The organism is Inquilinus sp. CA228 (assembly GCF_052078665.1).
Classification (GTDB): domain Bacteria; phylum Pseudomonadota; class Alphaproteobacteria; order DSM-16000; family Inquilinaceae; genus Inquilinus.
Map to the genome: position 1 here is coordinate 12,143 of NZ_JBQJIK010000063.1, position 24,826 is coordinate 36,968.

Consider the following 24,826-nt stretch of genomic DNA (forward strand, 5'->3'; position numbering starts at 1 on the left):
AAAGAATTTTATATCGACACTTTTATTTTATCGACATATCTTTGATATTCACCCGCGCTGCTGATCGGAGAGTCTTTTTCCCATTCGGCATCTGCAGGGGCGGCAGCTCTGTCTGAGTCCTCGGAGCCAACAGCGTGAGAAATCGGATCAAAACCTCTCTGGTCGTACTTGTGCTTGCGTTGAGCGTCGGAGCTGATGCTGCAGACAGGATCGCCGATCCGTCGACTGATCGTTTGGTTGTGCATTTTGGCAAGCCAACATATGTGCAATTGCATCGATACAAAAAAATGTTCGAAAAGCAGCCGTTTTCGGACGCGATATTGATGTACTATGATAACGGGATTTACAAAATCATATCGTCTGGTGAAGAGTATTACGGAGTTTTCGTCATCGACGGTCGTTTCGATGACGAGAGATACACGATCCACTACGCGTCTTTGCCGTCGACTGATTGGAGCAATGCAACTGCCTATCATGTTCTGACATTTGACAGCTCCAAGAAGCATTTCGAGCAGAGTGCCGTTGTGCCGATCGATGGCCGAGTTCCCCAGCAGTTTGGAGTATTCGAGACAAGCGAAAACATGATCGCAAATCCGATCTTCGTTCATTGGGAGAACAGTAAGCACTTCATGCCATGGTCTGTCGAATTAAAATAAAAGATGATGGTGAGCTGTTCTGGGTATCGGTGAAATTCGTGGATAAGATTGACCGCACTCTCGTGCCGGAAACTACAGTGGGCGCCCCAGGGCGTCGTCGACGGGATCCACGCCCCGCGCAGAGCAGGTCCGGCCGTGTCGACGCCGAGGCGAGAGGCCTAACGACTGCTTCCAGGCAATCGAGATCAGGATGGTACTGCTGCCCATCAGGACAAACACATCAGCAAACCCCAGGACGAGGAGACGGCGAGATGTACACAATCTTTGGCGACATCGGAACTAAACTCATCGCTAAACATGGTGGCGGCGATGGTCTCTCTGCAGAGTTCAAGCTTCTCGGGCGGCAATGGTATCTCCTGCCGGAGGTGTTTGCTCCGCCGCATACCGCCTCGACGGCGCTGTTCGCCGAGTGGCTGCCTTACCCGATAGGGGGACGCTTCCTTGAGGTCGGTTCAGGCGCGGGAGTTATCGCGGTCGTCGCGGCGCAACGCGGCTGCGCCTCGGTGACGGCGCTCGACATTGGGTTGTCCGCAGTCGCCAACACCGTGGCGAATGTTGTCCGGCACGGAGTCAGTGACCGGGTCCGCGTGCTGCACAGCGATTTGTTTGAAGCGCTTCACGAAAGCGAGCGCTTCGACATGATCTTCTGGAATTCCAACTTTGTCGAAGCGCCGGAGACGTTTGAGTACCGCCGCGACGTCGAGCGTGCGATTTGCGACCCCGGCTACGCAGCTCACGGCAGATATCTGCGCGAGGGAGGAAAATGGCTCACACCGAATGGCAGGCTTCTTCTCGGCTTCAGCAGCCTGGGCAATCAAGGACGCCTCCAAGAACTGGCCCGCCAGGCCGGGCTACAGGTCTCGGTGCTCAATCGGTTCGCAGGTCAGTCAGCGGGAATCTCCGTCGAATTCCAACTCCTTGAGCTGCGTCCGTCATAGGATCCGGGGTGAATTGATGCGGAATGCCCCGCATCCAGACTCGGGGAGAGCGTGGCGGTACCGATCGATTCAGCTTCGCCATCGAATGCGAGATCAACGGGCTGCCGACGGGAGTTCGTCTCCAGTCTCGGCCATAGGGGCGGCAGGGAACCCGCCTCATCGGCCACTACGACAGTGCGGTCGCCTATGGCCAGTGTCAGGTGCTGCTCATCTGGCAGCGCACGTTATGCCGAACGGCCGTTCGATCGTCCTTGAGTTCCCCCACGACCGGCACGGCGGGCTATACCGGGCTTGAGGGCGAGACCGATGTACACGGCTGGGAGTTGGTCAATGGCATGGTACTCTCGACGCTCCTCGGCGTCGGCACCGAGTTCACCTTCGGCGAGGAGGAGGGCGATCCCTCCATTCGCATATCGGGAGGCTATGGCTGGTGGTCGACATGGCTATATTTCCGGTTGTTTTCAATGAATCTCCGGAATGAATTGAAGTTTCTTTGGAATATTGGGTTTTGTTATTTGTGGTTTTATTGAAATTCTCCGGATCGTCGCCTACATGATCGTCCGCTCCGTGGCCATCCGAGCGCGGACCTGACTTGACCTCGGGCGTCCGCACGGCTCGTGCTCCGGCGCCACCTGTGTTGGAGAGACCCATGCGTGAGACGAAGATCCTGACCGCCGATCTGGCGGACCTGCTCTATGGCGGTGCCGACGGTGAGCGCCAGAGCGGCCTCCCCAATCCCCTCGATCCTTCCGCCGGCTTTGGCGGCTGCGCTCGCCCGGGTCATGTCGTCGGCACCCGCTGCAAGGCTGCATCCGATGGCAGTTCCTCCAATAATCGCATCGATCCCGACGAAAAGATGCGCGGCCTTGGGGAGCAGCATGGCACTGACGAGAATGATGATATCTTGGGGCGCTTCGGCGATGACGCCATCTGGGGCAATGGCGGCGAGGACAAACTGGACGGTGGCGTTGGTGACGACACATTGTATGGCGGCACTGGCAACGATCGTTTGAATGGAGGCAGTGGCCATGACGTGTTGTTTGGCGAAGCTGACGACGACAGGCTGTTGGGTGGCGAAGGCAGAGATGAGCTGTATGGCGGCGATGGCGACGACGTGCTCTACGCCGACTATGACGGCGGCGCTGTCAGTGATGACGCCGATCTCCTCTCCGGCGGCGACGGCAGTGATGAGCTGCACGGCAGTTACGGCGACAATGAACTCTATGGCGATGGCGGCGATGATGTGATCGAGGGCCTCGACGGGAACGATCACGGTGAGGGTGGCACGGGCAACGACAAGCTCTATGGCGGCAACGGCGATGACCAGCTCTTCGGCGACAATGGCCAGGACGAGTTGGATGGCGGCGACGGAGCCGATCGGTTGGAGGGCGGCAATGGCGACGACGTGCTCATCGGCGGCGCGGGGGCCGACCTGCTCGATGGCGGGTCGGATGTGGACACGGTGTCCTATGCGGGCAGCAACGCCGGCGTGACGGTTGATCTCCTGGGAGGGCAGTGCTCCGGCGGCTGGGCCGAGGGCGATGTGCTGATCGGGATCGAGAATGTGGTCGGCTCGAAGTATGACGACATCTTCTTCGCCAGCAGTGCGGCGAACCGGTTCGACGGTGGGGAAGGCTGGGATCAGGTTGACTACAGCTTGAGCAGCTCGGGCGTGACGGTTGATCTCCTGGGAGGGCAGTGCTCCGGCGGCTGGGCCGATTTCGATGTGCTGATCGGGATCGAGTGCGTGATCGGCTCGACCTATGATGACGTCTTCATCGCCAGCAGCGCGGTGACCCGGTTCGAGGGCGGGGAGGGCGCGGATACGGTGTCCTATGCCCATAGCACCGGCGGGGTGCAGGTGGATCTGGGGCGGTACAACCTCGGCTACGGCGGCTGGGCCGAGGGCGATGTGCTGATCGGGATCGAGAATGTGATCGGCTCGAAGTACGACGACGTCTTCATCGCCGGCAGCGCGGCGAACCGGTTCGAGGGCGGGGAGGGCGTGGACCGGGTCGACTACAGCTTGAGCGGCGCCGGGGTGACGGTCGATCTCGGGAGCGGCCGGTGCTCCGGCGGCTGGGCCGAGGGCGATGCGCTGGAGGGGATCGAGACGGTGTACGGCTCGGCCTATGCGGACCGGCTCACCGGTGACGGGGCGGCGAACATGCTGTGGGGCGACGAGGGGGCAGACCAGCTGGCGGGCGGCGGTGGCGATGACGCGCTCACGGGCGGAGCGGGTCAGGACGTGCTCTCCGGTGGCGCCGGGGCGGACTGCTTCACCTATGAGCTGGTGAGCGACAGCGCGGCCGGAAGCGGCGACCGGATCGTGGACTTCAGCCAGGAGGAGGGGGACAAGATCGACCTGCACTCGTTCGCGCTTGATCCCGGCAACGGCCAGAACGATGAGCTCAGCTTCATCGACAGGGGGGAGTTCAGCAACACCGCAGGGGAACTGCGCTACGAGCACCGGGGTGGCGACACCGTGATCCAGCTCGACGCCGATGGCAACGGCCAGGCCGATTTCGAGATCGTGCTCGCCGGCACATTCGAGCTTACGGCGGATGACTTCGTGCTCTGAGCCGAGAGTGGGGCCGGCCGCCGCCGGCCCCGGACCTTGTCAGCGTGCGGTGCTACCTGCCGACGTCGTTGAGGCCCACGCGATCACGCAGTCTCCGATGTCGAGATCCAGACAGATCCAGCGTCGGCCAGAGCGGCTCCTCGTCGGAAGTCGAGCCCCGCTCGTCCCCGGCCTCTCGGCTGCCCCTGTGCCCTTCAGATCTGACGGGCCTGGCGGCGGGCTTGGCTGTCGGAAAGCATAGATATAGAGTGGATCAGGTATATCGTTTGGTCATTAAGGTATAAAGGAAATGCATATGCATTTATGAATTACTATAGTCAAATATTTTTTTGGTGATTTTTGGGCGATAAGTGATATCAGCGGCACATCGACTTTGATGAATGGAGACGATGGGGCGATGGCCGGCAAGGGCTTGGACTACGACTACATCATTGTCGGCGCAGGGTCTGCAGGATGCGTCCTGGCCAACCGCCCGTCCGAGGACGGCAAGTCCTCCGTCTTGGTCCTCGAAGCAGGTCCGGCCGATAAGAGCCTGATGATCCATATGCCGGCGGCGGTCTATCGTGTCTGGAGTGATCCCAAGCTCAATTGGAATTATCAGAGCGAAGTCGAACGGGAGATGGCGAACCGCGCAATCCCGGTTCCTCAGGGCCGAGTGCTCGGAGGCAGTTCATCCATCAATTCTATGGTCTATCTCAGAGGGCATCCGACCGACTACGACCGCTGGGCGTTGGAACACGGTCTGCCGAGCTGGGATTACGCTCACTGTCTGCCGTACTTCCGGAAGTCCGAGCGGAGCGAGCGCGGCGAGAACGCCTGGCGCGGCGGATCTGGCCCGCTTGGGGTAAGCATCGGCAAGACGCCGAATGTTCTCTATGACGCATTCGTCGCGGCCGGCGCTGAGGCAGGAGTTGGCAGTTCGGACGACCTCAATGGATTTCGACCTGAAGGGCTGGCACGTTACGACAGTACGAAGTGGAACGGCCGCCGTTGCTCAGCCGCGGTCGCATATCTGCACCCCGTTGCGCACAGGGCCAATCTCCACATCATGACCGGCTCCCATGTCGAAAGGCTGATTCTAGAGGGGAACCGTGCCGTTGGCGTGGTCTTCCAAACGGACGGTGGCCCAACGACAATCCAGGCTTGCCAAGAAGTCATACTCTCGGGAGGCGCTATCAACTCGCCTCACCTCCTGATGGTATCGGGGATCGGGCCTGCAGACGTACTCAAGCGAGCGAATATTTCGGTGAAGCACGAGCTTCCGGGAATGGGTCAGAATCTGCAGGACCATATCGACTTCATGATGCAATGGCACTGCACCAAGCCCGTGTCGATCAACCATCTCGCCAATCCCCTGGTGAAGGCTGCGGTGGGAGCTCAGTGGTTGCTTACACAGGGTGGGCCGGTATCGTCCAACATTTGGGAAGCCGGAGGTGTCGTTCGGACCGAATCGGGATTGGTCGCCCCCAATATCCAATACCACTTCTGCCCTGTTTGTATTGACCACATCGGGTCGGAAATCAAACTCAAGCAAGGTTTCCAAATCAATGTAAGCCAGCTTCGTCAGGATTCCAGAGGACATCTGGAGCCGGTGGATGGGAATTCACGAACTCCACCTCGGATATTCTTCAACTTCCTTGCCAATGAACACGATCGCAAGGAGCTGGTTGAAGGCCTCAAGCTGACGCGTCACATCGTCAATCAGCCAGCGTTCAACGAATACCGAGGGGTGGAGCTTAAGCCCGGGCCGGATGTGAAGACGGAAATCCAGATGTTGGAGTATGTCCGGCGGAACGCCGCAACGGAGTTTCACCCAAGTTGCACGTGCCGGATGGGCTGTGACAAGATGGCCGTCGTTGACGAGACTCTCAAGGTCCGTGGAATAGAGAGTCTGCGCGTTGTAGACGCCTCGGTCATGCCGAATGTGATCAGCGCCAATCTGAATGCGACAGTCATGATGATCGCTGAGAAAGCTGCGGATGCCGTTCGCAACGTGGCGCCATTGCATCCGCAGCGGCCACGCTTCTTCTTCGATCAAGATTAAATCGAGCAAACATGAGATTTGTCGCGAACCGCCCACGCGACCTCTGGAGAATTCATGTTTCCAACACTACGGGGCGACAGACTCTACTACTGCGTCACAAGAGTGGAGGAATGTTCCTGGTCCAGCCTGGAGCGTTGCAGCAAGGACATCGGTGGAGGGTTCTGACGAGGGCGACGGTGAGGCGTCGGCGCAAGGTCGCGATCGAGTTGGGGATGTGCCGTTCGGGTCGGATCGGCGGCGCCTCTGGGTCGGTAACCATCGGGAACGGCAAGCGGCGGGAGTTTCGGGGCGGGACCTGGTCCTGAGGGGGGAATCGTCTCTCGCTCGGAGATCAGGAAGCCGTAGGCGGCGATGCAAAGCGTGGCGTGATGATGGAAGCCGCACCAACCTCGCCCTTCGTAATGTCCGAGCCCGAGTTCCTGCGATAGCCCCGCTCGATCCGCCAGCGCAGCTCGGTGAGATCGACCAGGTCGGCGAAGGGGATGTCTTGGGGCAGGGTCGAGAGCCAATACTTGGTCGGCTCCACCTCGTCTTCGGGCCATTCGACCAGCAGCCATTCCTCCGGGCGCGGCGCCTTGAGGCGCTCGTCGCGATGGGCGGCGCGCACCCGCACCCTGGCATAGCGTGACGTGAGCCAGTCGGCCGAGCCTTCGCGCCAGGTGATGGTCTCCCAGGCCGCGGCCGGCAGGCTGAGCGCCAGGGCCTTGACCTGGACCGGCTGATGCTCGGCGTCACGCCGCACCCGGCTGGTCGGGCGGCCCCGTCCGGTCCACGGCTTCGGCGGCAACGGCCCCTGACCCTGGGCCAGACCGTGGTGTTCGGCAGGATGCCTGCGGCGTAGCGAAGGCCAAGCGCCGTGATCTCGGTGCGCAGGCTCGTGTCGGCGCCGTAGCCTGCGTCCATCAGCACCACGCCGCGCGGAAGATCCGCCTCGCAGGCCGCCCGGATCTGCGCCAGCGCGATCGCGGGCTTGGTCGCAAACGCAAGGTTCCGCGGCACCCCAGCCTTGTCGCGCCGGACCGGGTCGGCCGCCCAGTCCTCCGGCAGATAGAGCCGCCAGGCCACAGGCAGGCTGGCGCTGTGGTTGGCCAGCGACACTGTCACCGCGACTTGGCAATTGTCCTGCTTGCCGAGTTGGCCGCAGTACTGGCGTGTCACCCCGACCGAATGCCGACCCTTCTTGGGAAACCCCGTGTCGTCGATGATCCAGGCCTCGATCGGCCCGTGCCGCTCGATCGAGGGCAAGACCAAGTCGCGGACCTTGGCCAGAAGCCTCTCGTCCGACCACGGTGCCTGACCCACGAAATGCAGCAGCGACTGGTGCTGCGCCGGCACCCGCGCCGGCGCCGTCACCGCCGCCAGCGGCTCCACACTCTTGCGCTCCGCCGGCATCAAGAGCCCCAGGCAGTAGTCCCGCAGCGGCCCCACACGATCCGCGTGACCGATCTCTCCCGACAACGCCGCGATATAGCCCGCAAACCGCGCTTCACTCCCCTTGCTCGCCGGCATCTCCATTACCCTTCAACTCGCTGCACACCTCCTCATAATCTACAGCCCCTGGTACTCTCACATCCTCTATCAACCATATCCTGTGACTTTCTGACTCAGTAAGATTAGGTATGCTTTCTATGCCCAGGGGCCGGAGGCTAGGCCGCCATTCGAGACGTGCGGCTCTCAACGAGCCGCAAGAATCGTTGGTTGCGTGTCCCCGCAACCAAATCAAAACATGTCCAAGCCGCCCCCAAAGGGCGGCTTTTCGCGTTCAAGGCTAGAGCCTTCCACGATGGCGCACCTGCGTCCCGGTCGCGCGATCAAACCAGCGTAGGCGCAAATCACGTCATTGAAGCGGTCAACGAACTTGACCTCTTGCGGTCTATCCGGGCTCGCCGTTGCGAACGAGATCCGAACCCTTCTCGGCGATCACAATGGTCGGCGCATTGATATTGTCACTGGTCTAGGCGGGCATGAACGCTGCAACGCGTTCCGCCGTCGCCTGCCACAGCGCCTTTTGTGCTTGCGGGTCTGCGCCCGGCGCTACGGGGATGAGCGGCCGCGTATCATTGACGGAAAAATAGCCGCCCGTCACGCCGGCGAAGTTGGGATCGCTGGCCAGGCGGACGATGATGCCCGCGCCGCGCTCTGGGTTGCCAATCTTGAACCAGGTCAGCAGCTTCTCGAGCGGCGTTGCGAACCACAGTTCGCGCCCGAGCCCCGTCACGTTGAATCCGGGACAGAGGCAGTTGACCGCCACGCCGGTCCCCACCAGCCCGCGCGCCAGTTCCATCGAGAACATGATATTCATCAATTTGGTCCGACCGTAGATCGCCGAGGAGCCTCGCGCGGAGAACGGGCGTTTGTCGGTGAGCGCGGCGAGCGGATCAAATCCGGCACCTTGCCGCGAGGCTTCCGATGCAACCGTGATGATGCGCGACGGCGCCGAGCTGATCACGGTCTCCCGCAGAATGTTCGTCAGTAGCCACGGCGCCAGGTAATTGACCGCAACCATCTCGGAATAGCTGTCCCCAGTGACGCGTGGTTTAAAGGCATGAAGTCCAGCGTTGTTGATCAGCACGTCGATCCGCGGATGGTGCGCGACGATCTCGCATCCGAGGGCCGCGACGGACGCCAGATCGGTAAAGTCACCATAGTGTACGTCAACTCGTGTGCCCGGCGAGGCAGCCTCGATCATGGCCACCGTTGCATCGGCCCTGGCTTGGCTGCGCGCGGTGAGCACCAGATGTGCTCCCTGCCGGGCGAGCGCGATCGCAGCGTATCGGCCAATGCCGCTGGTTGCTCCGGTTATGACGATTGTCGGAACTGTCGACGACATGGCTGCTCCTTCCAATAATGGATATATATATCCATTATATGGATAGTGGATTTTTATCAACTAATGCGGCATTGAGTCGGAGAGGCGGAGCGTCAGGCGATGGGATGATGGCTTTGAACACCAGCGAAATTCCACAGAATGATGGACGGCGAGCACAGTGCATCCGCGCGCTCGGCGCTGCGTTGAACGCGCTGGTGAGCCAGTCCCGGGCCTTGACGGCGGAGGCTGCGGCCACGTTTCATACGGAACTACAGCCGGCCGCTTTCCATATCGCCCTTTGGCTAAATGCCTTCGGCCCGGCCAAACCCAGCGCCGTGGCCCAGGCCGTCGGCATGGACCGCAGCGCGACGAGCCGCCTCATCCGCGAGCTTGTGCGCTTAGGGCTGATCGCGACGTCAACCGATCCCTTGGATCGGCGGAGTATCGTCCTGTCGTTGACCGCCGACGGTCGTCAGCGGCTGCAGGCCGCGATGCAGACCAAGGGCGCCGCGTTCCAGCAGCGGCTCGCATCCTGGAGCGAGGAAGATCTGGAACTGTGTACAGATCTGCTGCGAAGGCTGCTCGACATGCCGGTAAACAAGGACGTCGAGCCGTCCTGATCCCATGAACCAATAGCCCGGCAAGGAAGGAATTGGCGATATGGATGACGCAACGCTCAGCGCGTATGACCGGGATGCAAAAGACTTTGCTGATGATTGGGAATCACAGCCGCCCCCTATCGACTTGCATGCCGTGGTCCGGCAATTCTTTGTCCCCGGTCCAACGGCAGATGTCGGTTGCGGCAGTGGGCGTGACGCCGGCTGGCTCAATGCCAACGGTTATCCGACGGAAGGTTTTGATGCGTCGAAAGGACTTTTGGCCGAAGCACGAAGGCGGCATCCGCAAGTCCATTTCAGCACGGCCATCCTTCCGGGCCTCGACGGCATTGCGGAAGGCCGCTTTACGAACGTCCTCTGCGAGACCGTCATCATGCACCTCGAGCCTGAAGCGGTCAGGCCAGCGGTCGAGCGGCTTCTGGCTATCCTTGTGCCCGGCGGCATCCTCTATCTGAGCTGGCGGGTGACCGAAGGCGCCGACAGGCGGGACGAGCACGGACGTCTCTATGCGGCCTTCGATCCGGGACGAGTTCTAAATGCCCTGACGGCAACGGAGGTGTTGCTGGACGAGCAAGTTGGCAGCGTGTCATCTGGCAAGCTGATCAGGCGCATTGTGGTAAGAAAGCGAAGTACCGGAAACTGAAGCGCACTCCCAAAATTCGCTCACCGTTGCCCCATAGTAGCCGCTCTCATGCTTGCGCCCGGCAGCAGAACAGCTCGGTCGCCAGTTCTGGAACGGATCTTTCGACCAATCGCAAGAATCGGGTGTTGCGAGCCCCCGCAACCAACGATTCTTGCGATACAAGCGAAGGCGCTCCGGAAGGGGCGCCTTTCGCATTTTGGTCTCCATTTCGCCGGGATCGGGTGTTGCGTGTCCCCGATTTAAACCTGCGAGAGCGGCCCGCTGAAAGCGCGAGCATGGTTTGGAGAGCAACCACCGGCAGCGCGGAATAGCAGTGTTTCGCACCGATGAGAATCGCCGGCGGTGATCCCCGTCGCCAGCGGGCGCGATCATAGGGCTATGGCGAAGACGTAGTTCTCATCTTCATCCACCATGGCACGCCAAGCGATTTCAACGACAAAGCCTCGCCTCGTGCGGGGCTTTGTCGTTTTCGGCGTCAGGTCGGCCTGCCCGGTCTACCCCGGATGGCAACGCGGATCATAGCTCCGCTCCTCCTTGATCCGGCCGTCGCGGCCCTGGACGACGACCTGGGCGTCCTGCCCACCGGCCGAAGCCTCCCGCGTGAATTCATGAGCGCCCCTCATAGGCTCATGCCGGTTCGGACACCTAATCGCCGCCGCCGAACTCCCCAGATCGGGGATGGGTCGACGAAGGTCGGGCCGGCGGGAGCGGAACTCTTGCCGGCAACAGGGCATTGGCCCCGATGCAGGGTCGCGGCGATCCGCAGCGCGGGGGCGTGTCGCGCCCTGACAGGCCAACGCGCCTCGGCCGCAACACGCGGCCCGACGGCTGAATCGCCCAATGTGCCAGCAACCGCCAGCGAAGATTGGGACACCATGCAAACTCTCGGCGAACTCGCGATAACCCGGCGCGGCCTGATGATCGGTACCGCCGCCTCCGTGGCGATGACGACGGCGCCGTCGATCGCCGATGCCGAAGCCGTCGCCGCCGGAGCACCCGTCATGTCCAAGCTGTCCTGCACCGTGAACGGCGAAGCCCGCGACCTCGATCTCGACACGCGGACGACGCTGCTCGACGCGCTGCGCGAGCACCTGCATCTCACCGGCACCAAGAAGGGCTGCGACCACGGCCAGTGCGGCGCCTGCACCGTCATCGTCGAAGGGCGGCGGGTCAATTCCTGCCTGACGCTGGCCGTCATGCATGACGGCGACAGCATCACCACGATCGAGGGGCTGGGCCGGCCGGACAGCCTGCACCGGATGCAGGCCGCCTTCGTCAAGCATGACGGCTATCAGTGCGGCTACTGTACGCCCGGGCAGATCTGCTCGGCCGTGGCGGTGCTGGACGAGATCGCGGCCGGCATCCCGAGCCATGTCACCGCCGATCTCACCGCCCGGCCGCGCCTGACCGAGGCTGAGCTGCGCGAGCGGATGAGCGGCAACATCTGCCGCTGCGGCGCCTATTCCAACATCGTCGAGGCGATCACCGAGGTCGCGGGGAGGGAGGCATGAGATCCTTCACCTATGAGCGGGCGCGCTCGCCCGCCGATGCCGCCGAGGCCGCGTCCCGCACCGCTGGCGCCAGGTTCATCGCCGGCGGCACCAACCTGCTCGACCTGATGAAGCTGGAGATCGAGACGCCGGCGCATCTGGTCGACGTCAACGGCCTGGCGCTCGACAAGATCGAGCCGACCCCGGAGGGCGGCCTGCGCATCGGCGCGCTGGTGCGCAACACCGATCTTGCCGCGGACGAACGCGTGCGGCGCGACTACAGTCTGCTGTCGCGCGCGCTGCTCGCCGGCGCCTCCGGCCAGCTGCGCAACAAGGCGACGACCGCGGGCAACCTGCTGCAGCGCACGCGCTGCCCCTATTTCTACGACACCAGCCAGCCCTGCAACAAACGCCAGCCCGGCAGTGGCTGCGCCGCGATCGGCGGGTTCAGCCGTCCGCTTGCGGTGGTGGGCGTGAGCGACGCCTGCATCGCGACCCACCCCAGCGACATGGCGGTGGCGATGCGGGCGCTCGACGCGACGGTCGAGACCGTCAAGGCCGACGGCGCGACGCGCAGCATCCCGATCGCCGAGTTCCATCGCCTGCCTGGCGACACGCCGCATGTCGAGACGGCGCTCGAGCCCGGGGAGCTGATCACGACGGTCACGCTGCCCAGGCCGGTCGGCGGAGCGCAGATCTATCACAAGGTGCGCGACCGGGCGTCCTATGCTTTCGCGCTGGTCTCGGTCGGCGCGATCGTGCAGCGCGACGGCAGCGGGCGCGTCGCCCTCGGCGGGGTGGCGCACAAGCCGTGGCGGGTCGAGGCTGCCGAGGCCGAGTTGCCGCGCGGCGCCAAGGCGGTCGCGGAACAACTGCTGGCCGGCGCCAAGCCGACCCCCGAGAACGCGTTCAAGCTGCCGCTGGTCGAGCGCACGCTCGCCGCGGTGCTGGCCGAAGCGAGGGCCTGAGCCATGAAGTTCGACACCCCCGCCACCACCAACCCGATCGACCGGCTCACGATCATCGGCCGGCCGACCGACCGCATCGACGGCCCGATGAAGACCACGGGCACCGCGCCCTATGCCTATGAGCGGCACGACGCCGTGCCGAACCCGGCCTATGGCACCGTGGTCGGCGCGGCCATCGCCAAGGGCCGGATCGCCGCGATCGATCTGGGCGAGGCCAAGGCTGCGCCCGGCGTGCTTGCCATCGTCACCGCGGAGAACGCCGGCGCGCTCGACAAGGGCAGCTTCAACACCGCCAGGCTGCTCGGCGGCCCCGAGATCGAGCACTATCACCAGGCGATCGCGGTGGTCGTTGCCGAGACCTTCGAGCAGGCGCGCGCCGCGGCGCAGCTGGTCCGCGTCGACTATGTCCGGGCCGAGGGCGCGTTCGACCTCGCGGCGGTGAAGGATTCGGCGAAGCCCGCCCCCGGCTTCGGCGGCCCGGCCGACACCGCCGTCGGCGACTTTGCCGGCGCCTTCGCCACGGCTCCGGTCCAGCTCGACGCCACCTACACCACGCCCGACCAGGGCCATGCGATGATGGAGCCGCACGCCTCGATCGCCGCATGGGACGGGGACAAGCTCACGCTCTGGACCTCGAACCAGATGATCGATTGGGGGACGGGGGATGTGGCGAAGACGCTCGGCATCCCCAAGCAGAATGTCCGCCTGATCTCACCCTTCATCGGCGGCGGCTTCGGCGGCAAGCTGTTCGTGCGGTCCGATGCGCTGCTGGCCGCCCTCGGCTCGCGCGCCGCCGGGCGGCCGGTGAAGGTGACGCTGACGCGGCCCCTGATGTTCAACAACACCACGCATCGTCCGGCGACGATCCAGCGCATCCGCATCGGTGCCGCCCCGGACGGCAGGATCACCGCGATCGGTCACGAGAGCTGGTCCGGCGACCTTCCGGGCGGCGGCCCGGAGGCCGCGGTCTACCAGACGCGGCTGCTCTATGCCGGCGCCAACCGGATGACCGCGACAAGGCTCGCGGTGCTCGACCTGCCCGAGGGCAATGCGATGCGCGCGCCAGGTGAGGCGCCGGGCCTGATGGCGCTGGAGATTGCAGTCGACGAGATGGCGGAGAAGCTCGGCCTCGATCCGGTCGAGTTCCGCATCCGCAACGACACCCAGGTCGATCCCGAGAACCCGGAGCGGCCGTTCTCGCAGCGTCGCCTCGTCGAATGTCTGCGCATCGGCGCCGATCGCTTCGGCTGGAGCAAGCGCAACGCGCGGCCCGGCCAGCTTCGGGACGGCCGCTGGCTGGTCGGCATGGGCGTCGCCGCCGCGCTCCGCAACAACCTGCTGACGACATCGGCGGCACGGGTCCGGCTCGACCGTCGCGGCGACGTGACGGTCGAGACCGACATGACCGACATCGGCACCGGCAGCTACACCATCATCGCCCAGACCGCGGCCGAGATGATGGGCGTGCCGCTCGACAAGGTGGTGGTGCGCCTGGGCGATTCCACCTTCCCGGTCTCCTGCGGCTCGGGCGGGCAATGGGGGGCCAACAACTCGACCTCCGGCGTCTATGCCGCCTGCATGAAGCTGCGCGAGGCGGTGGCGCAAAAGCTGGGCTTCAACGCCGCCGACGCGGTCTTCGCCGATGGCGCGGTCCGCGCCGGCAACCGCAGCGTGCCGCTGGCCCAGGCGGCGGGCGAGGGGGGCCTCGTCGCCGAGGACGCCATCGAATATGGCGACCTCGGCAAGACGCACCAGCAATCGACCTTCGGCGCGCATTTCGTCGAGGCAGCGGTGGACGCCGCCACCGGCGAGATCCGGGTGCGGCGCATGCTCGCGGTCTGCGCCGCCGGCCGCATCCTCAATCCGAAGTCGGCGCGCAGCCAGGTGATCGGCGCGATGACGATGGGCGTCGGCGCGGCGCTGATGGAGGAACTCGCGGTCGACAAGCGCCGCGGCTTCTTCGTCAACCACGACCTGGCGGGATATGAGGTGCCGGTCCATGCCGACATCCCGCACCAGGAGGTGATCTTCCTCGACGAGACCGATCCGATGTCGTCGCCGATGAAGGCCAAGGGCGTCGGCGAGCTCGGCATCTGCGGCGTGGCCGCGGCGGTGGCCAACGCCATCCACAACGCCACCGGCGTGCGGGTGCGGGACTATCCGATCACGCTCGACAAGCTGCTGGACCGGCTGCCCGAAGTGGGATGATCGCTGGCATCGTGGAATAAAGCACCGTCCGGATTCGTCTCAGGATCGGCGCTCTACTTCCCTGAGCGGCCAGCCCGACCCGGGGCCTATCCCCCACCACGCCCCGGGTCGGGCCTTTTCCGCCAAGAGGAGAACCCTAGGGTTGACCACCCAGGCAGGGTCCGATTATTATCTCAGATAATACGTATTATCAAGAGACGAACGATGCCGACAGGGGGCGCAAGGCTGACGCAGCGGGACATCGCGCGGCTGGCGGGGGTCAGCCAGGCGACCGTGTCGCTGGTGCTCAACCGGCGCGGCGACAGTTCGGCCCGGATTCCGCAGGAGACCCGGGAGCGGGTGCTGGAGGTGATCCGCGCCACCGGCTATGTCGCCGATCCGGCGGCGCAGAAGCTGGTCGGGCGGCGCAACCAGCTGCTCGGCGTCTTCACCTACGAGCCGGTGTTCCCGACCGGACAGGCCGATTTCTACACGCCCTTCCTGCTGGGCATCGAAGGGGCGGCGGAGCGGTTCGGCTACGATCTGCTGCTGTTCACCAGCGCGCCGGTGACCGACGGGCGCCGCCGCATCTTCCATGAGAACAACCGGCTGCGCCTGGCCGATGGCTGCATCCTGCTGGGCCGGACGCTGGATCGGGACGAGCTGGCCCGGCTGGTGGCCGGCCGCTACCCCTTCGTCGCCATCGGCCGCCGCGACGATGCCGGCGGGCCGGTGCCCTATGTCGGCGCCGACTACGCCGCCGCCACCGCGGCGCTGGTGCGGCGCGCCGTGGCGCTCGGTCATCGCCGCCTGGCCTTCCTCGGCCCGGGCGGCGGCGCCGAATCCTCCGACGACCGCTGGGCCGGATTCCGTGCCGCGGTCGACGCCGCGGGGGTGGAGGGACTCCACGAGCCCGCCCAGGACCGCGACCCCGGCGAGCTCGTCGACGGGCTGCTGCGCGCCGGCGCGACCGTGGCGCTGGTCGAGGACCAGGCCGACGCCGTGGCGCTGGAGCGCGCGGCGCGCGACCGCGGCGTGGCGGTGCCGGACGACCTGTCGCTGATCGCGCTGGGCAACCCGACCCGGCCGGTCGCCACCGACATCGCCTTCACCTGCTTCCGCATCCCGCGCGAGGAGATGGGGCGGCAGGCGGTCGAGATCCTGACCCTGGTGATGGGCGGGGACGAGGCGGGGCGGCAGCGGCTGCTGCCCTGCGAGCTGGCCGAGGGGCAGACCCTCGGCCCGGTGCCGGACAAGCGGAAGGGACGACGGAATTGACCCGGGAATTCGATGCGGATGTGCTGGTGGTGGGGGGTGGCCTGGGCGGCGTCGCGGCGTCGCTGGCGGCGCTCAAATCCGGCCGGTCGGTGATCCTGACCGAGGAGTACGACTGGCTCGGCGGCCAGCTGACCAGCCAGGCGGTGCCGCCGGACGAGCATTCCTGGGTCGAGCGCTTCGGCGTCACCGCCAGCTACCGGGCCCTGCGCGACGGCATCCGCGAGCATTACCGCCGGCACTATCCGCTGACCGAGGGCGCCCGGGCCTGGCGCGACCTCAATCCCGGCGCCGGCTGGGTCAGCCGGCTGTGCCATGAGCCGCGGGTTGGCCTGGCGGTGATCGAGGCGATGCTGGCGCCCTGGCGCGGCTCCGGCCGCCTGCGCGTGCTGCAGCCCTACCGGCCGGTGGCCGCCGATGTCGACGGCGACCGGGTGTGCGCCATCCGCCTGGCCCATCGCGACGGCGGGCCGGACATCGTCGCCACCGGCCGCTACGTGCTGGACGCGACCGAGACCGGCGCCCTCCTGCCGCTGACCGGCACCGAATACGTCACCGGCTTCGAATCCCGGGCCGAGACCGGGGAGCCGAGCGCGCCGGGGATCGCCCAACCGCTGAACATGCAGGCGGTGTCGATCTGCTTCGCCCTCGACCATGTCGACGGCAACCACGTCATCGACCGGCCGGCGAACTATGCCTTCTGGCGCGACTACCGGCCGGAGTTCTGGGGCGGGCCGCTGCTCGGCTGGCGGTCGCCGCATCCGCGCACGCTGGAGATCGTCGAGCGCAGCTTCACCCCGAACCCGGACGACGACCCGCTGGCGGTGAACGCCGACCAGCGGCTGAACCCGGGCGACGGCAACCTCTGGACCTTCCGGCGCATCGCCGCCCGCCGCAACTTCACCGACGGCACCTATGCCAGCGACATCACCCTCGTGAACTGGCCGATGATCGACTATTTCGAGGGGCCGGTGTTCGAGGTGCCGGAGGGAGAGGCACAGCGCCACCTGGCCGGGGCCGAGGAGCTGTCGCGCTGCGTGCTGTACTGGCTGCAGACCGAGGCGCCGCGGCCGGACGGCGGCGCCGGCTTCCCGGGCCTCAGGCTGCGCAGCGACGTCACCGGCACCATCGACGGCCTGGCCCAGGCGCCCTATATCCGCGAATCCCGCCGCATCCGGGCCGAGACCACGGTGGTCGAGCAGCATCTGTCGCTGGCGGTGCGCGGCAGCTTCGGCGCGATGCGCTATCCCGACAGCGTCGGCGTCGGCATGTACCGGATCGACCTGCACCCGTCGACCGGCGGCGACAACTACATCGATGTCGGCTGCTGCCCGTTCGAGATCCCGCTCGGCGCCCTGCTGCCGCGGCGGATTGAGAACCTGCTGCCGGCCGGCAAGGCGATCGGCACAACCCACATCACCAATGGCTGCTACCGGCTGCACCCGGTGGAATGGAACATCGGCGAGGTGGCGGGCCATCTCGCCGCCTGGTGCCTGCAGCACGACCTGTCGCCGCGCGCGGTGCGGGCCCGGCCGGACCGGCTGGCCGCCTTCCAGGCCAGGCTGGAAGGGCAGGGGGTCGAGCTGCGCTGGCCGGAGGTCGCGGGCTACTGACCGGCAGTGCCGGAATCAACGGATAAAACAAGGGGAGGACGCCATGACGCTCGGACGCCGCATCTTCGCCACTGCCGCGGCCGGCCTGCTGGCCGCGGCAGCCCTTGGGGGCCCGGCCCACGCGGAGGGCATCGCCCTCAGGATGACGGTCTGGACTGGCAACAAGGCCCATCTGCAGCTGCTGGATGACATCGCCACGGCGTACAGGAAGGACCATCCGGAGGTGGCGTCGATCACCTTCGAGACGCTGCCCTTCGACGGCTACACCACGGCGCTGACCACGCAGATCGCCGGCGGCAACGCGCCGGACCTGGCCTGGATCTTCGAGAATTCGGCGCCGGACTTCGTCTCCTCCGGCGTGCTGCTGCCGCTGCAGGACATCCTGCGGGCGACGCCGGGCTACGGCTATGACGACCTGCTGCCCAGCGCCACCGCGCTGTGGCGCCGCGACGAGGTGCTCTACGCCTATCCGTTCTCGACCTCGCCCTTCGGCGTCTTCGTCAATCTCGACCTCATGAAGCAGGCCGGGGTGACGGCGCCGGCGGAGCGGATCGCGGCGGGGAATTGGAGCTGGGACAACGCCGTCGCCGACGCCGCCGCGGTCCATGCCAAGACCGGCAAGGCCGGGCTGGTGGTGCGCGACTTCGACTACAAGCTGTGGGACAACCTCGCCACCATCTGGAACGGCTGGGGCGCCGCGCCCTGGAGCGCCGACGGCAAGGCCTGCGGCTTCGACCAGCCGCAGATGGCCGAGGCGATGCGCTTCCTGCACAAGGCGGTGTTCACCGACCAGGCGATGCCGGGGCCCGGCGCGCCGGCCGATTTCTTCGCCGGCGACGCGGCCATGACCATCACCCAGATCAGCCGGGCGGCCCTCCTGAAGGACGGCACCTTCGCCTGGGATTTGGTGCCGCTGCCGAAAGGGCCGGCCGGCGAATACGCAGTGATCGGCCAGGCCGGCATCGGCGTGTTCAAGGCCAGGCCGAACGCGCAGGCGGCCGCGTCCTTCCTGGCCTTCCTGAGCAATCCGGAGAACTCGGCCAAGCTGGCCCAGTTCTTCCCGCCGCCGCGCAAGAGCCAGCTCGTCGTCGACCTCCTGGCCAAGGCCAACCCGATGCTGAAGCCGGGACAGATCGAGGCGGTGGTGGTGCGCGGCATCGAGATCGGGGCGGTGAAGCCCAGCCACACCGGCAACGCCCAGATCGCCCAGGTGGTGCGGGCCGGGCTGGACGCGCTGTGGCAGCCCGACGCCGATGTCGACGCGGCGCTGCAGGCGGTGTGCGGCCGGATCCGGTCGCTGCTGGCGCGCTGACGGTGCCGGCGCAGACCACCACGATGGCGGCCCATGCCGCGGCCGCCCCCCGGGCGCCGTTCTGGACGATGCGGCGCCGCGACGCCCTGGCCGGCTATCTCTTCGTCGCGCCGCAGCTGGCCGGGGTCGCCCTGTTCGTGCTGATGCCGCTGGCGCTGGTGGCCTGGTACAGCCTGCATGAATGGAACGTGCTGGCCGGCAGCTTCGACTATGTCGGCGACGGCAACTACCGGCTGCTGCTGCAGGATCCGGAGCTGCCGGGCGTGCTCGGCGCCACCGCCCTGTTCTCGATCGGCCTGGTGGTGCTGAACCTCAGCCTGGCGCTGCTGCTGGCGGTGCTGCTGAACCAGCGGCTGCGGGGGATGACGGTGTTCCGGGCGCTGTTCTTCTCGCCGGTCGTGGTGTCGCTGGTGGCCTGGACCATCGTCTGGGGCTTCCTGCTGCAGAAGGACGGCGGCATCAACGGCATCCTGGCGGTGCTCGGCGTCACCGGCCCGAACTGGCTGCGCGGCGAGACCAGCGCGATGCTGTCGGTGATCGTGGTCCAGGTGTTCAAGAATGTCGGGCTGAACATGGTGCTGTTCCTGGCCGCGCTGCAGACCGTGCCGCGCGACCTGTACGAGGCGGCGCGGATCGAGGGCGCCGGCCGCTTCGCCCAGTTCCGCCGCATCACCCTGCCGCTGATCAGCCCGACCATCCTGCTGACCTCGATCATCACCATCGTCGGCTCGCTGCAGGTCTTCGCCCAGATCGCGGTGCTGACCCAGGGCGGGCCGGGGATCTCGACCACGGTGCTGGTCTATTACCTGTACCAGCAGGCCTTCCAGTTCCACGCCTTCGGCTACGGCTCGGCCCTGGCGGTGCTGCTGTTCGCCATCGTCGCGGTGCTGACCTTCGCGCAGTGGCAGCTGCGCAAGCGCTGGGTGTTCCATGAGGGCTGACCTCACCCCCCGCGCGCGCCTGGCGATCTATGGGCTGATGTGCGTGCTGGCCATCCCCTTCGTCTTCCCGACCTGGTGGATGGTGACCTCGTCCTTCAAGCCGGTGCAGGAGATCTTCGCCTTCCCGCCGGCGCTGCTGCCGCGCCGTCTCGACCTCGACGCCTACGCCCAGGTGTTCGCGCTGCAGCCCTTCGCCCTGCAGTACTGGAACAGCCTGTACATCGCCGCGGTGGTGACGCTCGGCACCATGGCGGTGGCCTCGCTCGGCGGCTACGCCTTCGCCCGCATCCGCTTCCCCGGCCAGAACCTGGTGTTCATGGTGGTGCTGCTGGCCCTGCTGGTGCCGAGCGAGGTGACGATCGTGCCGCTGTTCCGCTTCTTCCTCGGGCTCGGCCTGGTCAACACCCACTGGCCGCTGATCCTGGTGCCGATCCTGGGCGCGCCCTGCGTGCTGGCGACCTTCATCATGCGCCAGTTCTTCATCACCTTGCCGCCGGAGCTGGAGGAGGCCGGGCGGATCGACGGGCTCGGCCGCTTCGGGCTGTTCTGGCGCATCGCCCTGCCGCTGGCCCGCCCGGCGCTGGGCGCCGTCGCCATCTTCACCTTCCTGCACAGCTGGAACCTGTATCTCGAGCCGATCGTCTTCCTGTCCTCGACCGAGAAGTTCACCCTGCCGCAGGCGCTGACCCAGTATGTCGACGCCTATGGCGGCCCGATGTGGAACGTCCAGCTGGCGGCGGTGACGCTGACGGCGCTGCCGGTGCTGATCGTCTTCGTCATCGCCCAGCGCCAGTTCATCGAGGGGCTGGCGCATACCGGGCTGAAGGGGTGAAGCGGGCGGCTACAGGACGAAATCGGCGGCGACCAGCGCGATGGCGCCGGTGAGCTGGATGTGGAAGTCCGAGGCGCCGTCGCCGTCGACGTCGCCGGCGACGGTGGTGACGGCGCCGACGACGGCATAGCGCAACTGGCCGGCGACGCCGGAGTAGAGGTTGGCGCCGATGAAGCTGAAGACCTGGTCGCCGCCCATGCCGGTGTTGGCGTCGATCCCCGTCAAGTCGATGCGGTCGGCCTGGGCGTGGCTGAAGTCGGTGACGACGTCGGCATTGGCACCGACCACGCTGTCGCCGAGGGCGATGAAGTAGTAGCGGTCGGTCCCGGCGCCGCCGGTGAGCGTGTCCTTGCCCGCCCTGCCGAAGAGGCCATCGCTGCCGTTCCAGCCCTGCAGGACATTGGCGCCGCTGTTTCCGATCAGGTTGTCATTGCCCTGGCTGCCGGACACGTTCTCGATTCCGGACAGCGTGTCGCCCTCCGCCTCGCCGCCGAAGCCGTTGCCGTCCGTCAGGCTGACCAGGACCCCGGTGGGGCCGGTGTAGTAGCTGGCGGTGTCGATGCCGGCGCCGCCGTCGAGCGCGTCCGCCCCCGCCCCGCCATAGAGAACGTCGTCGCCGACACCACCGAGGAGACTGTCGCCGCCGTCGCCGCCGAAGAGCCTGTCATTGCCCTCATAGCCGTTCAGGACATTGGTGGCGTCGTTGCCCCGGATCGTGTCCCCGGCCGTGCCGCCGTTGACGTTCTCGAGGCCGTCATAGGTGTCGCCCTGGGCGTCGCCGCCGCTGCCGGTGCCGGTGCCGAGATCGACCGTCACCGCGGCGGCCGCGCCGTAGAAGCTGACGAGGTCGATGCCGGCGCTGCCGAAGAGATCGTCCGCCCCGGCGCCGCCACGGAGCACGTCGCTGCCGTCGGCGCCAACGAGGGTGTCGGCGCCATCGAGGCCGTTGAGGATATCGTTTCCGCTGAGGCCGAAGAGCCGATTGGCCACGGCTGAGCCGGTGAGGGTGTCGCCGAAGGAAGTGCCCCCGACCTCCTCGATGCCGGAGAGCACGTCGCCCTCGGCGTCGCCGCCATGGCCGCTGCCGTCGGTGAGGTCGATCTGGACCGCTGCCGCGCCGCCGTAGCGGACCAGGTCGGTGCCGGTGCCGCCGTGGATCGTGTCCTGGCCGGTCCCCCCGGCCAGGGTATCGTCGCCGTCGCCGCCGTCGATCAGGTCGTCGCCGCCGCCGCCGTGGATGATGTCGGTGCCGCCGAGGCCGTTCAGTGTGTCGGCGCCGTTCGTCGCGTGGGGGAGGTCGGTGTAGCTGACCGGGACGTACGCCCCGTCGCCGGCGACATGGATCCCGTCGTTGCCTGCGGTTCCGTTGACGATGGCCATGGTCGGTCTCCCGGTCTGAAGGGCGATGGCGCCTCCTTCAATGTGCCCGGCACCGACCATGCCGGCATCAGCCGAACGGACTATGTCCCGGTGGGGATGCGAATCATTTTACCGTTTTTCTCGGCGAAAGCGGTCGACTGCGCCGTGGTCACAGCACGAAGTCGGCGACGACGAGGGTGATGGCGCCGGTGAGCTGGATATGGAAGTCCGAGGCGCCGTCGCCGTTGACGTCGCCGGCGATGGTGGTGACGCCCGGGCTGGTGACGGCGGCGCGCAGCTCGCCGGCATGGTGGGTGAACAGGCCGGAGCCGAGGAAGGTGAAGGCCTGGTCGCCGGCAACCCAATCTGCCCGAAGCCGGCCGCCGGCGGCGTCATCCGAACGGGGGATGCGCGACCGCCAGGATGTGACCAGGCTGCCCGGTTTCGCCAGAGCTGGCCCACACCGGGCTGAAGGGCTGAGGAGGGCCTACCGACGCGGTCGGATCGGCCTGCCCTCGAGCAGCCTGAACGGCGAGGCCGTGGCCACGACGCGGTGCAGCCGGAAGCCCGCGCGGTCATAGAGGGCGGCGAATTCGGCGGCCGAGCGCTCGCGCCCGCCGGTGATGGCCAGCATGGCGATGTCCATCATCGCGACCTCCGGCGCCAACTCGCCATCTTCCGGCAGCAGGGGCTCGATCACCAGGATGCGAGCCCACGGCGCCGCCTGCCGAATGGTGCCGAGGATCGCCACGACCTCGTCGTCGCCCCAATCGTGCAGGACATATTTCAGGATAAAGGCATCGCCGTCGGCCGGGGCCGTGGCGAAGAAATCGCCGTCGGCGAAGTAGCAGCGATCCTGCAGGCCGGCCTCGGCGATCCGCCGTTCGGCCGCGTCCCGGACGCGGGGCAGGTCGAAGACGACGCCCTGCGACTGCGGCGCGGCGGCGAGGATCGCGGTCAGCAGCGCGCCGTCGGCCCCGCCGAGATCGACGATCGTCCCGAAGCGCCGCCAGTCGTACCCGGCGACGATGGCCGCGACGGGCTCCGCCGTCCGCGCGGCCATGCCGGCGGTGAACAGCGCGGCGTCGGCGGGATGGTCGGCGAGGTGATCGAACAGGCTCCTGCCGAACACGGCCTCGAAGGCGGTCTCGCCGGTGCGGATGGTGTGCAGCAGGCCGGACCAGGGCCGCTGGATGATCGCATGCGCCTGATAGCGGGCGAAGGCGTTGAGACCCGCCGGGTGATCCGAGCGCAGGCCTTCGCCCAGCGCCGTGAGGCCGAACCGGCCGTCCCGGTCGCGCGTCAGCAGGCCGAGCTGAACGAGCGCCGACAGCACGCGGCGCAGGGGACCGGGCTGGGTGTCGGTGGCGGCCGCCAACTCGTCGGCCCGGCGCGGGCCGGCGGCGAGCCGGTCGGCGAGGTCGAGCTCGGCCGCGACCTGCACCAGGAACGTGGTCTGGTAGCCGGCGATCAGGCGGCGAAGCGCCTGAGCTGGGGCGTCAGACCCGCCCGGGGCATTCATGCCGGTCTTTTTGCCTGGCGATCGCATGTCAGTCCAGGGCGGCGATGCCGCTGACCGCGATCACCTCGCGCCAGCGGGCGATCTCGTCGCGGACGAACCGGTCCATCGAGGCCGGGTCGCTCACCGCGAGGGTCGCGCCGAGCCCGGCGAAGCGCTGCCGGATGTCGGCGCGCCCGCCGATGGCGATCAACTCGCGCGACAGCCGGGCGATGACGTCCGCGGGCGTGCCCGCCGGCGCCGCCACCCCGCCCCAGCTCCGCACGTCGTCGCCGGCGAAGGTTTCGACCTCGGCCAGCGACGGGACGTCCGGCAGCGCGGGCGACCGGTCGCGGCTGGTCACCGCCAGCGCCTTGAGGCGGCCGGCCCGGATGGGGCCGAGCGCGGCGTTGATGCCGTCGAAGACGAGATGCACCCGTCCGGCGATCGTGTCCGTCACGGCCGGGGCGTTGCCGCGATACGGCACATGCACCAGGCTCATCCCTGCCCGGAGGGCGAACATCTCCGCGGCCAGATGGGGTGTCGTGCCGATGCCGCCGGAGCCGAAGCGGATCGCTCCGGGCTCGGCCTTCGCCGCCGCGATCAGATCCTGCACGTCGACCCAGCGCGAGTCGGCGGCGGTCACGAGGACGAGCGGCTCCGAGACGACCAGCGCGACCGGCGCGAAATCCGCGACCGCGTCGTAGCCGAGCCGGCGGTAGAGCGACGGGTTGATGCCGTGCGTCGCCGCCTGCGCCCAGAACAGGGTATAGCCGTCCGGCGGCGCATGGGCCGTGGCCTCGGCGCCGATATTGCCGCCGGCGCCGGGACGGTTGTCGACGATGACGGGCTGGTGCAGCGATGCCGACAGCGCCTCGGCAATGATGCGGGCCGAGATGTCGTTGGGGCCGCCCGCCGCGAAGGGGACGATCAGCTGGACCGGCCTGGCGGGATAGTCCTGGGCCGAGGCCGACGGAAGGAGGCCGCCGGCCAGGGCCAGGACGAGGGCCGCCGCCCGGATGTAACGCATGAGAGGCTGGCAGTTGGCGGTCATCATGGCTGT

18 protein-coding genes and 2 pseudogenes are annotated in these 24,826 nt (G+C 66.6%); 15 read left to right on the plus strand and 5 right to left on the minus strand.

Features of this window, described 5'->3' with window-relative positions; genetic code table 11:
- Nucleotides 1-134 precede the first annotated feature (134 nt).
- From ACTOWL_RS27000 to ACTOWL_RS27020, 5 genes and pseudogenes are all read left to right on the plus strand, one after another.
- Nucleotides 135-656, plus strand: coding sequence for a hypothetical protein (locus ACTOWL_RS27000; RefSeq protein ID WP_441324380.1), 522 nt, complete (start codon nucleotides 135-137; stop codon nucleotides 654-656).
- Nucleotides 657-907: 251 nt separating this feature from the next.
- A complete protein-coding gene (locus ACTOWL_RS27005) occupies nucleotides 908-1,594 on the plus strand; it encodes a methyltransferase (protein ID WP_441324381.1) in 687 nt (228 codons plus the stop codon).
- Nucleotides 1,595-1,749: 155 nt separating this feature from the next.
- Nucleotides 1,750-2,124, plus strand: a pseudogene (locus ACTOWL_RS27010) (TrbI/VirB10 family protein); the annotation flags it as partial.
- Nucleotides 2,125-2,243: 119 nt separating this feature from the next.
- Entirely contained in the window at nucleotides 2,244-4,175 is a 1,932-nt protein-coding gene (locus ACTOWL_RS27015) for a calcium-binding protein (protein WP_441324382.1), read from the plus strand.
- Nucleotides 4,176-4,572: 397 nt separating this feature from the next.
- A complete protein-coding gene (locus ACTOWL_RS27020) occupies nucleotides 4,573-6,219 on the plus strand; it encodes a choline dehydrogenase (protein ID WP_441324383.1) in 1,647 nt (548 codons plus the stop codon).
- Nucleotides 6,220-6,305: 86 nt separating this feature from the next.
- On the opposite strand, the pseudogene ACTOWL_RS27025 reads toward ACTOWL_RS27020, so the two are convergent.
- Together ACTOWL_RS27025 and ACTOWL_RS27030 are read right to left on the minus strand one after the other, a co-directional pair.
- Nucleotides 6,306-7,734: pseudogene (locus ACTOWL_RS27025) on the minus strand (IS701 family transposase).
- A 439-nt stretch (nucleotides 7,735-8,173) separates the two neighbouring features.
- The gene (locus ACTOWL_RS27030; protein ID WP_441324384.1) at nucleotides 8,174-9,049 is read right to left on the minus strand and encodes an SDR family NAD(P)-dependent oxidoreductase; all 876 of its coding nucleotides are present in this window, start codon (nucleotides 9,047-9,049) and stop codon (nucleotides 8,174-8,176) included.
- Between the two features lie 107 nt (nucleotides 9,050-9,156).
- Here ACTOWL_RS27030 and ACTOWL_RS27035 point away from each other — a divergent pair, with 107 nt between their 5' ends.
- The 10 genes from ACTOWL_RS27035 to ACTOWL_RS27080 all read left to right on the plus strand — a co-directional run bounded on the left by ACTOWL_RS27035 (nucleotide 9,157) and on the right by ACTOWL_RS27080 (nucleotide 20,906).
- Nucleotides 9,157-9,648: a MarR family winged helix-turn-helix transcriptional regulator gene (locus ACTOWL_RS27035; RefSeq protein WP_441324385.1), complete on the plus strand. Its 492-nt coding sequence runs from the start codon at nucleotides 9,157-9,159 to the stop codon at nucleotides 9,646-9,648.
- 40 nt (nucleotides 9,649-9,688) lie between these two features.
- A complete protein-coding gene (locus ACTOWL_RS27040) occupies nucleotides 9,689-10,288 on the plus strand; it encodes a class I SAM-dependent methyltransferase (protein ID WP_441324386.1) in 600 nt (199 codons plus the stop codon).
- A gap of 917 nt (nucleotides 10,289-11,205) precedes the next feature.
- Nucleotides 11,206-11,799 (plus strand): aldehyde dehydrogenase iron-sulfur subunit PaoA, encoded by a 594-nt coding sequence (paoA, locus tag ACTOWL_RS27045; protein ID WP_441324387.1) that lies wholly within the window; start codon nucleotides 11,206-11,208, stop codon nucleotides 11,797-11,799.
- The gene (locus ACTOWL_RS27050; RefSeq protein WP_441324388.1) at nucleotides 11,796-12,746 is read left to right on the plus strand and encodes an FAD binding domain-containing protein; all 951 of its coding nucleotides are present in this window, start codon (nucleotides 11,796-11,798) and stop codon (nucleotides 12,744-12,746) included. Before paoA ends, ACTOWL_RS27050 begins: the two co-directional genes overlap by 4 nt.
- A 3-nt stretch (nucleotides 12,747-12,749) precedes the next feature.
- Nucleotides 12,750-14,954 (plus strand): aldehyde oxidoreductase molybdenum-binding subunit PaoC, encoded by a 2,205-nt coding sequence (gene paoC, locus ACTOWL_RS27055; RefSeq protein WP_441324389.1) that lies wholly within the window; start codon nucleotides 12,750-12,752, stop codon nucleotides 14,952-14,954.
- A 204-nt stretch (nucleotides 14,955-15,158) separates the two neighbouring features.
- The gene (locus ACTOWL_RS27060) at nucleotides 15,159-16,211 is read left to right on the plus strand and encodes a LacI family DNA-binding transcriptional regulator (RefSeq protein WP_441324390.1); all 1,053 of its coding nucleotides are present in this window, start codon (nucleotides 15,159-15,161) and stop codon (nucleotides 16,209-16,211) included.
- Complete coding sequence (locus tag ACTOWL_RS27065) at nucleotides 16,208-17,821, plus strand: FAD-dependent oxidoreductase (protein WP_441324391.1); 1,614 nt, start codon at nucleotides 16,208-16,210, stop codon at nucleotides 17,819-17,821. Before ACTOWL_RS27060 ends, ACTOWL_RS27065 begins: the two co-directional genes overlap by 4 nt.
- A 43-nt stretch (nucleotides 17,822-17,864) precedes the next feature.
- Nucleotides 17,865-19,133 (plus strand): ABC transporter substrate-binding protein, encoded by a 1,269-nt coding sequence (locus ACTOWL_RS27070; RefSeq protein ID WP_441324392.1) that lies wholly within the window; start codon nucleotides 17,865-17,867, stop codon nucleotides 19,131-19,133.
- Nucleotides 19,100-20,074: a carbohydrate ABC transporter permease gene (locus ACTOWL_RS27075; RefSeq protein WP_441324393.1), complete on the plus strand. Its 975-nt coding sequence runs from the start codon at nucleotides 19,100-19,102 to the stop codon at nucleotides 20,072-20,074. Before ACTOWL_RS27070 ends, ACTOWL_RS27075 begins: the two co-directional genes overlap by 34 nt.
- Nucleotides 20,064-20,906 (plus strand): carbohydrate ABC transporter permease, encoded by an 843-nt coding sequence (locus tag ACTOWL_RS27080; RefSeq protein WP_441324394.1) that lies wholly within the window; start codon nucleotides 20,064-20,066, stop codon nucleotides 20,904-20,906. The genes ACTOWL_RS27075 and ACTOWL_RS27080 overlap by 11 nt, the downstream gene beginning before the upstream one ends.
- 9 nt (nucleotides 20,907-20,915) lie before the next feature.
- Here the strand turns inward: ACTOWL_RS27080 and ACTOWL_RS27085 are convergent, their stop codons facing one another.
- The 3 genes from ACTOWL_RS27085 to ACTOWL_RS27095 all read right to left on the minus strand — a co-directional run bounded on the left by ACTOWL_RS27085 (nucleotide 20,916) and on the right by ACTOWL_RS27095 (nucleotide 24,820).
- Complete coding sequence (locus ACTOWL_RS27085; RefSeq protein WP_441324395.1) at nucleotides 20,916-22,286, minus strand: calcium-binding protein; 1,371 nt, start codon at nucleotides 22,284-22,286, stop codon at nucleotides 20,916-20,918.
- A 466-nt stretch (nucleotides 22,287-22,752) separates the two neighbouring features.
- Nucleotides 22,753-23,787 (minus strand): methyltransferase, encoded by a 1,035-nt coding sequence (locus ACTOWL_RS27090; protein WP_441324396.1) that lies wholly within the window; start codon nucleotides 23,785-23,787, stop codon nucleotides 22,753-22,755.
- A 28-nt stretch (nucleotides 23,788-23,815) separates the two neighbouring features.
- Entirely contained in the window at nucleotides 23,816-24,820 is a 1,005-nt protein-coding gene (locus ACTOWL_RS27095; protein ID WP_441324397.1) for a Bug family tripartite tricarboxylate transporter substrate binding protein, read from the minus strand.
- Between the last annotated feature and the right edge of the window lie 6 nt (nucleotides 24,821-24,826).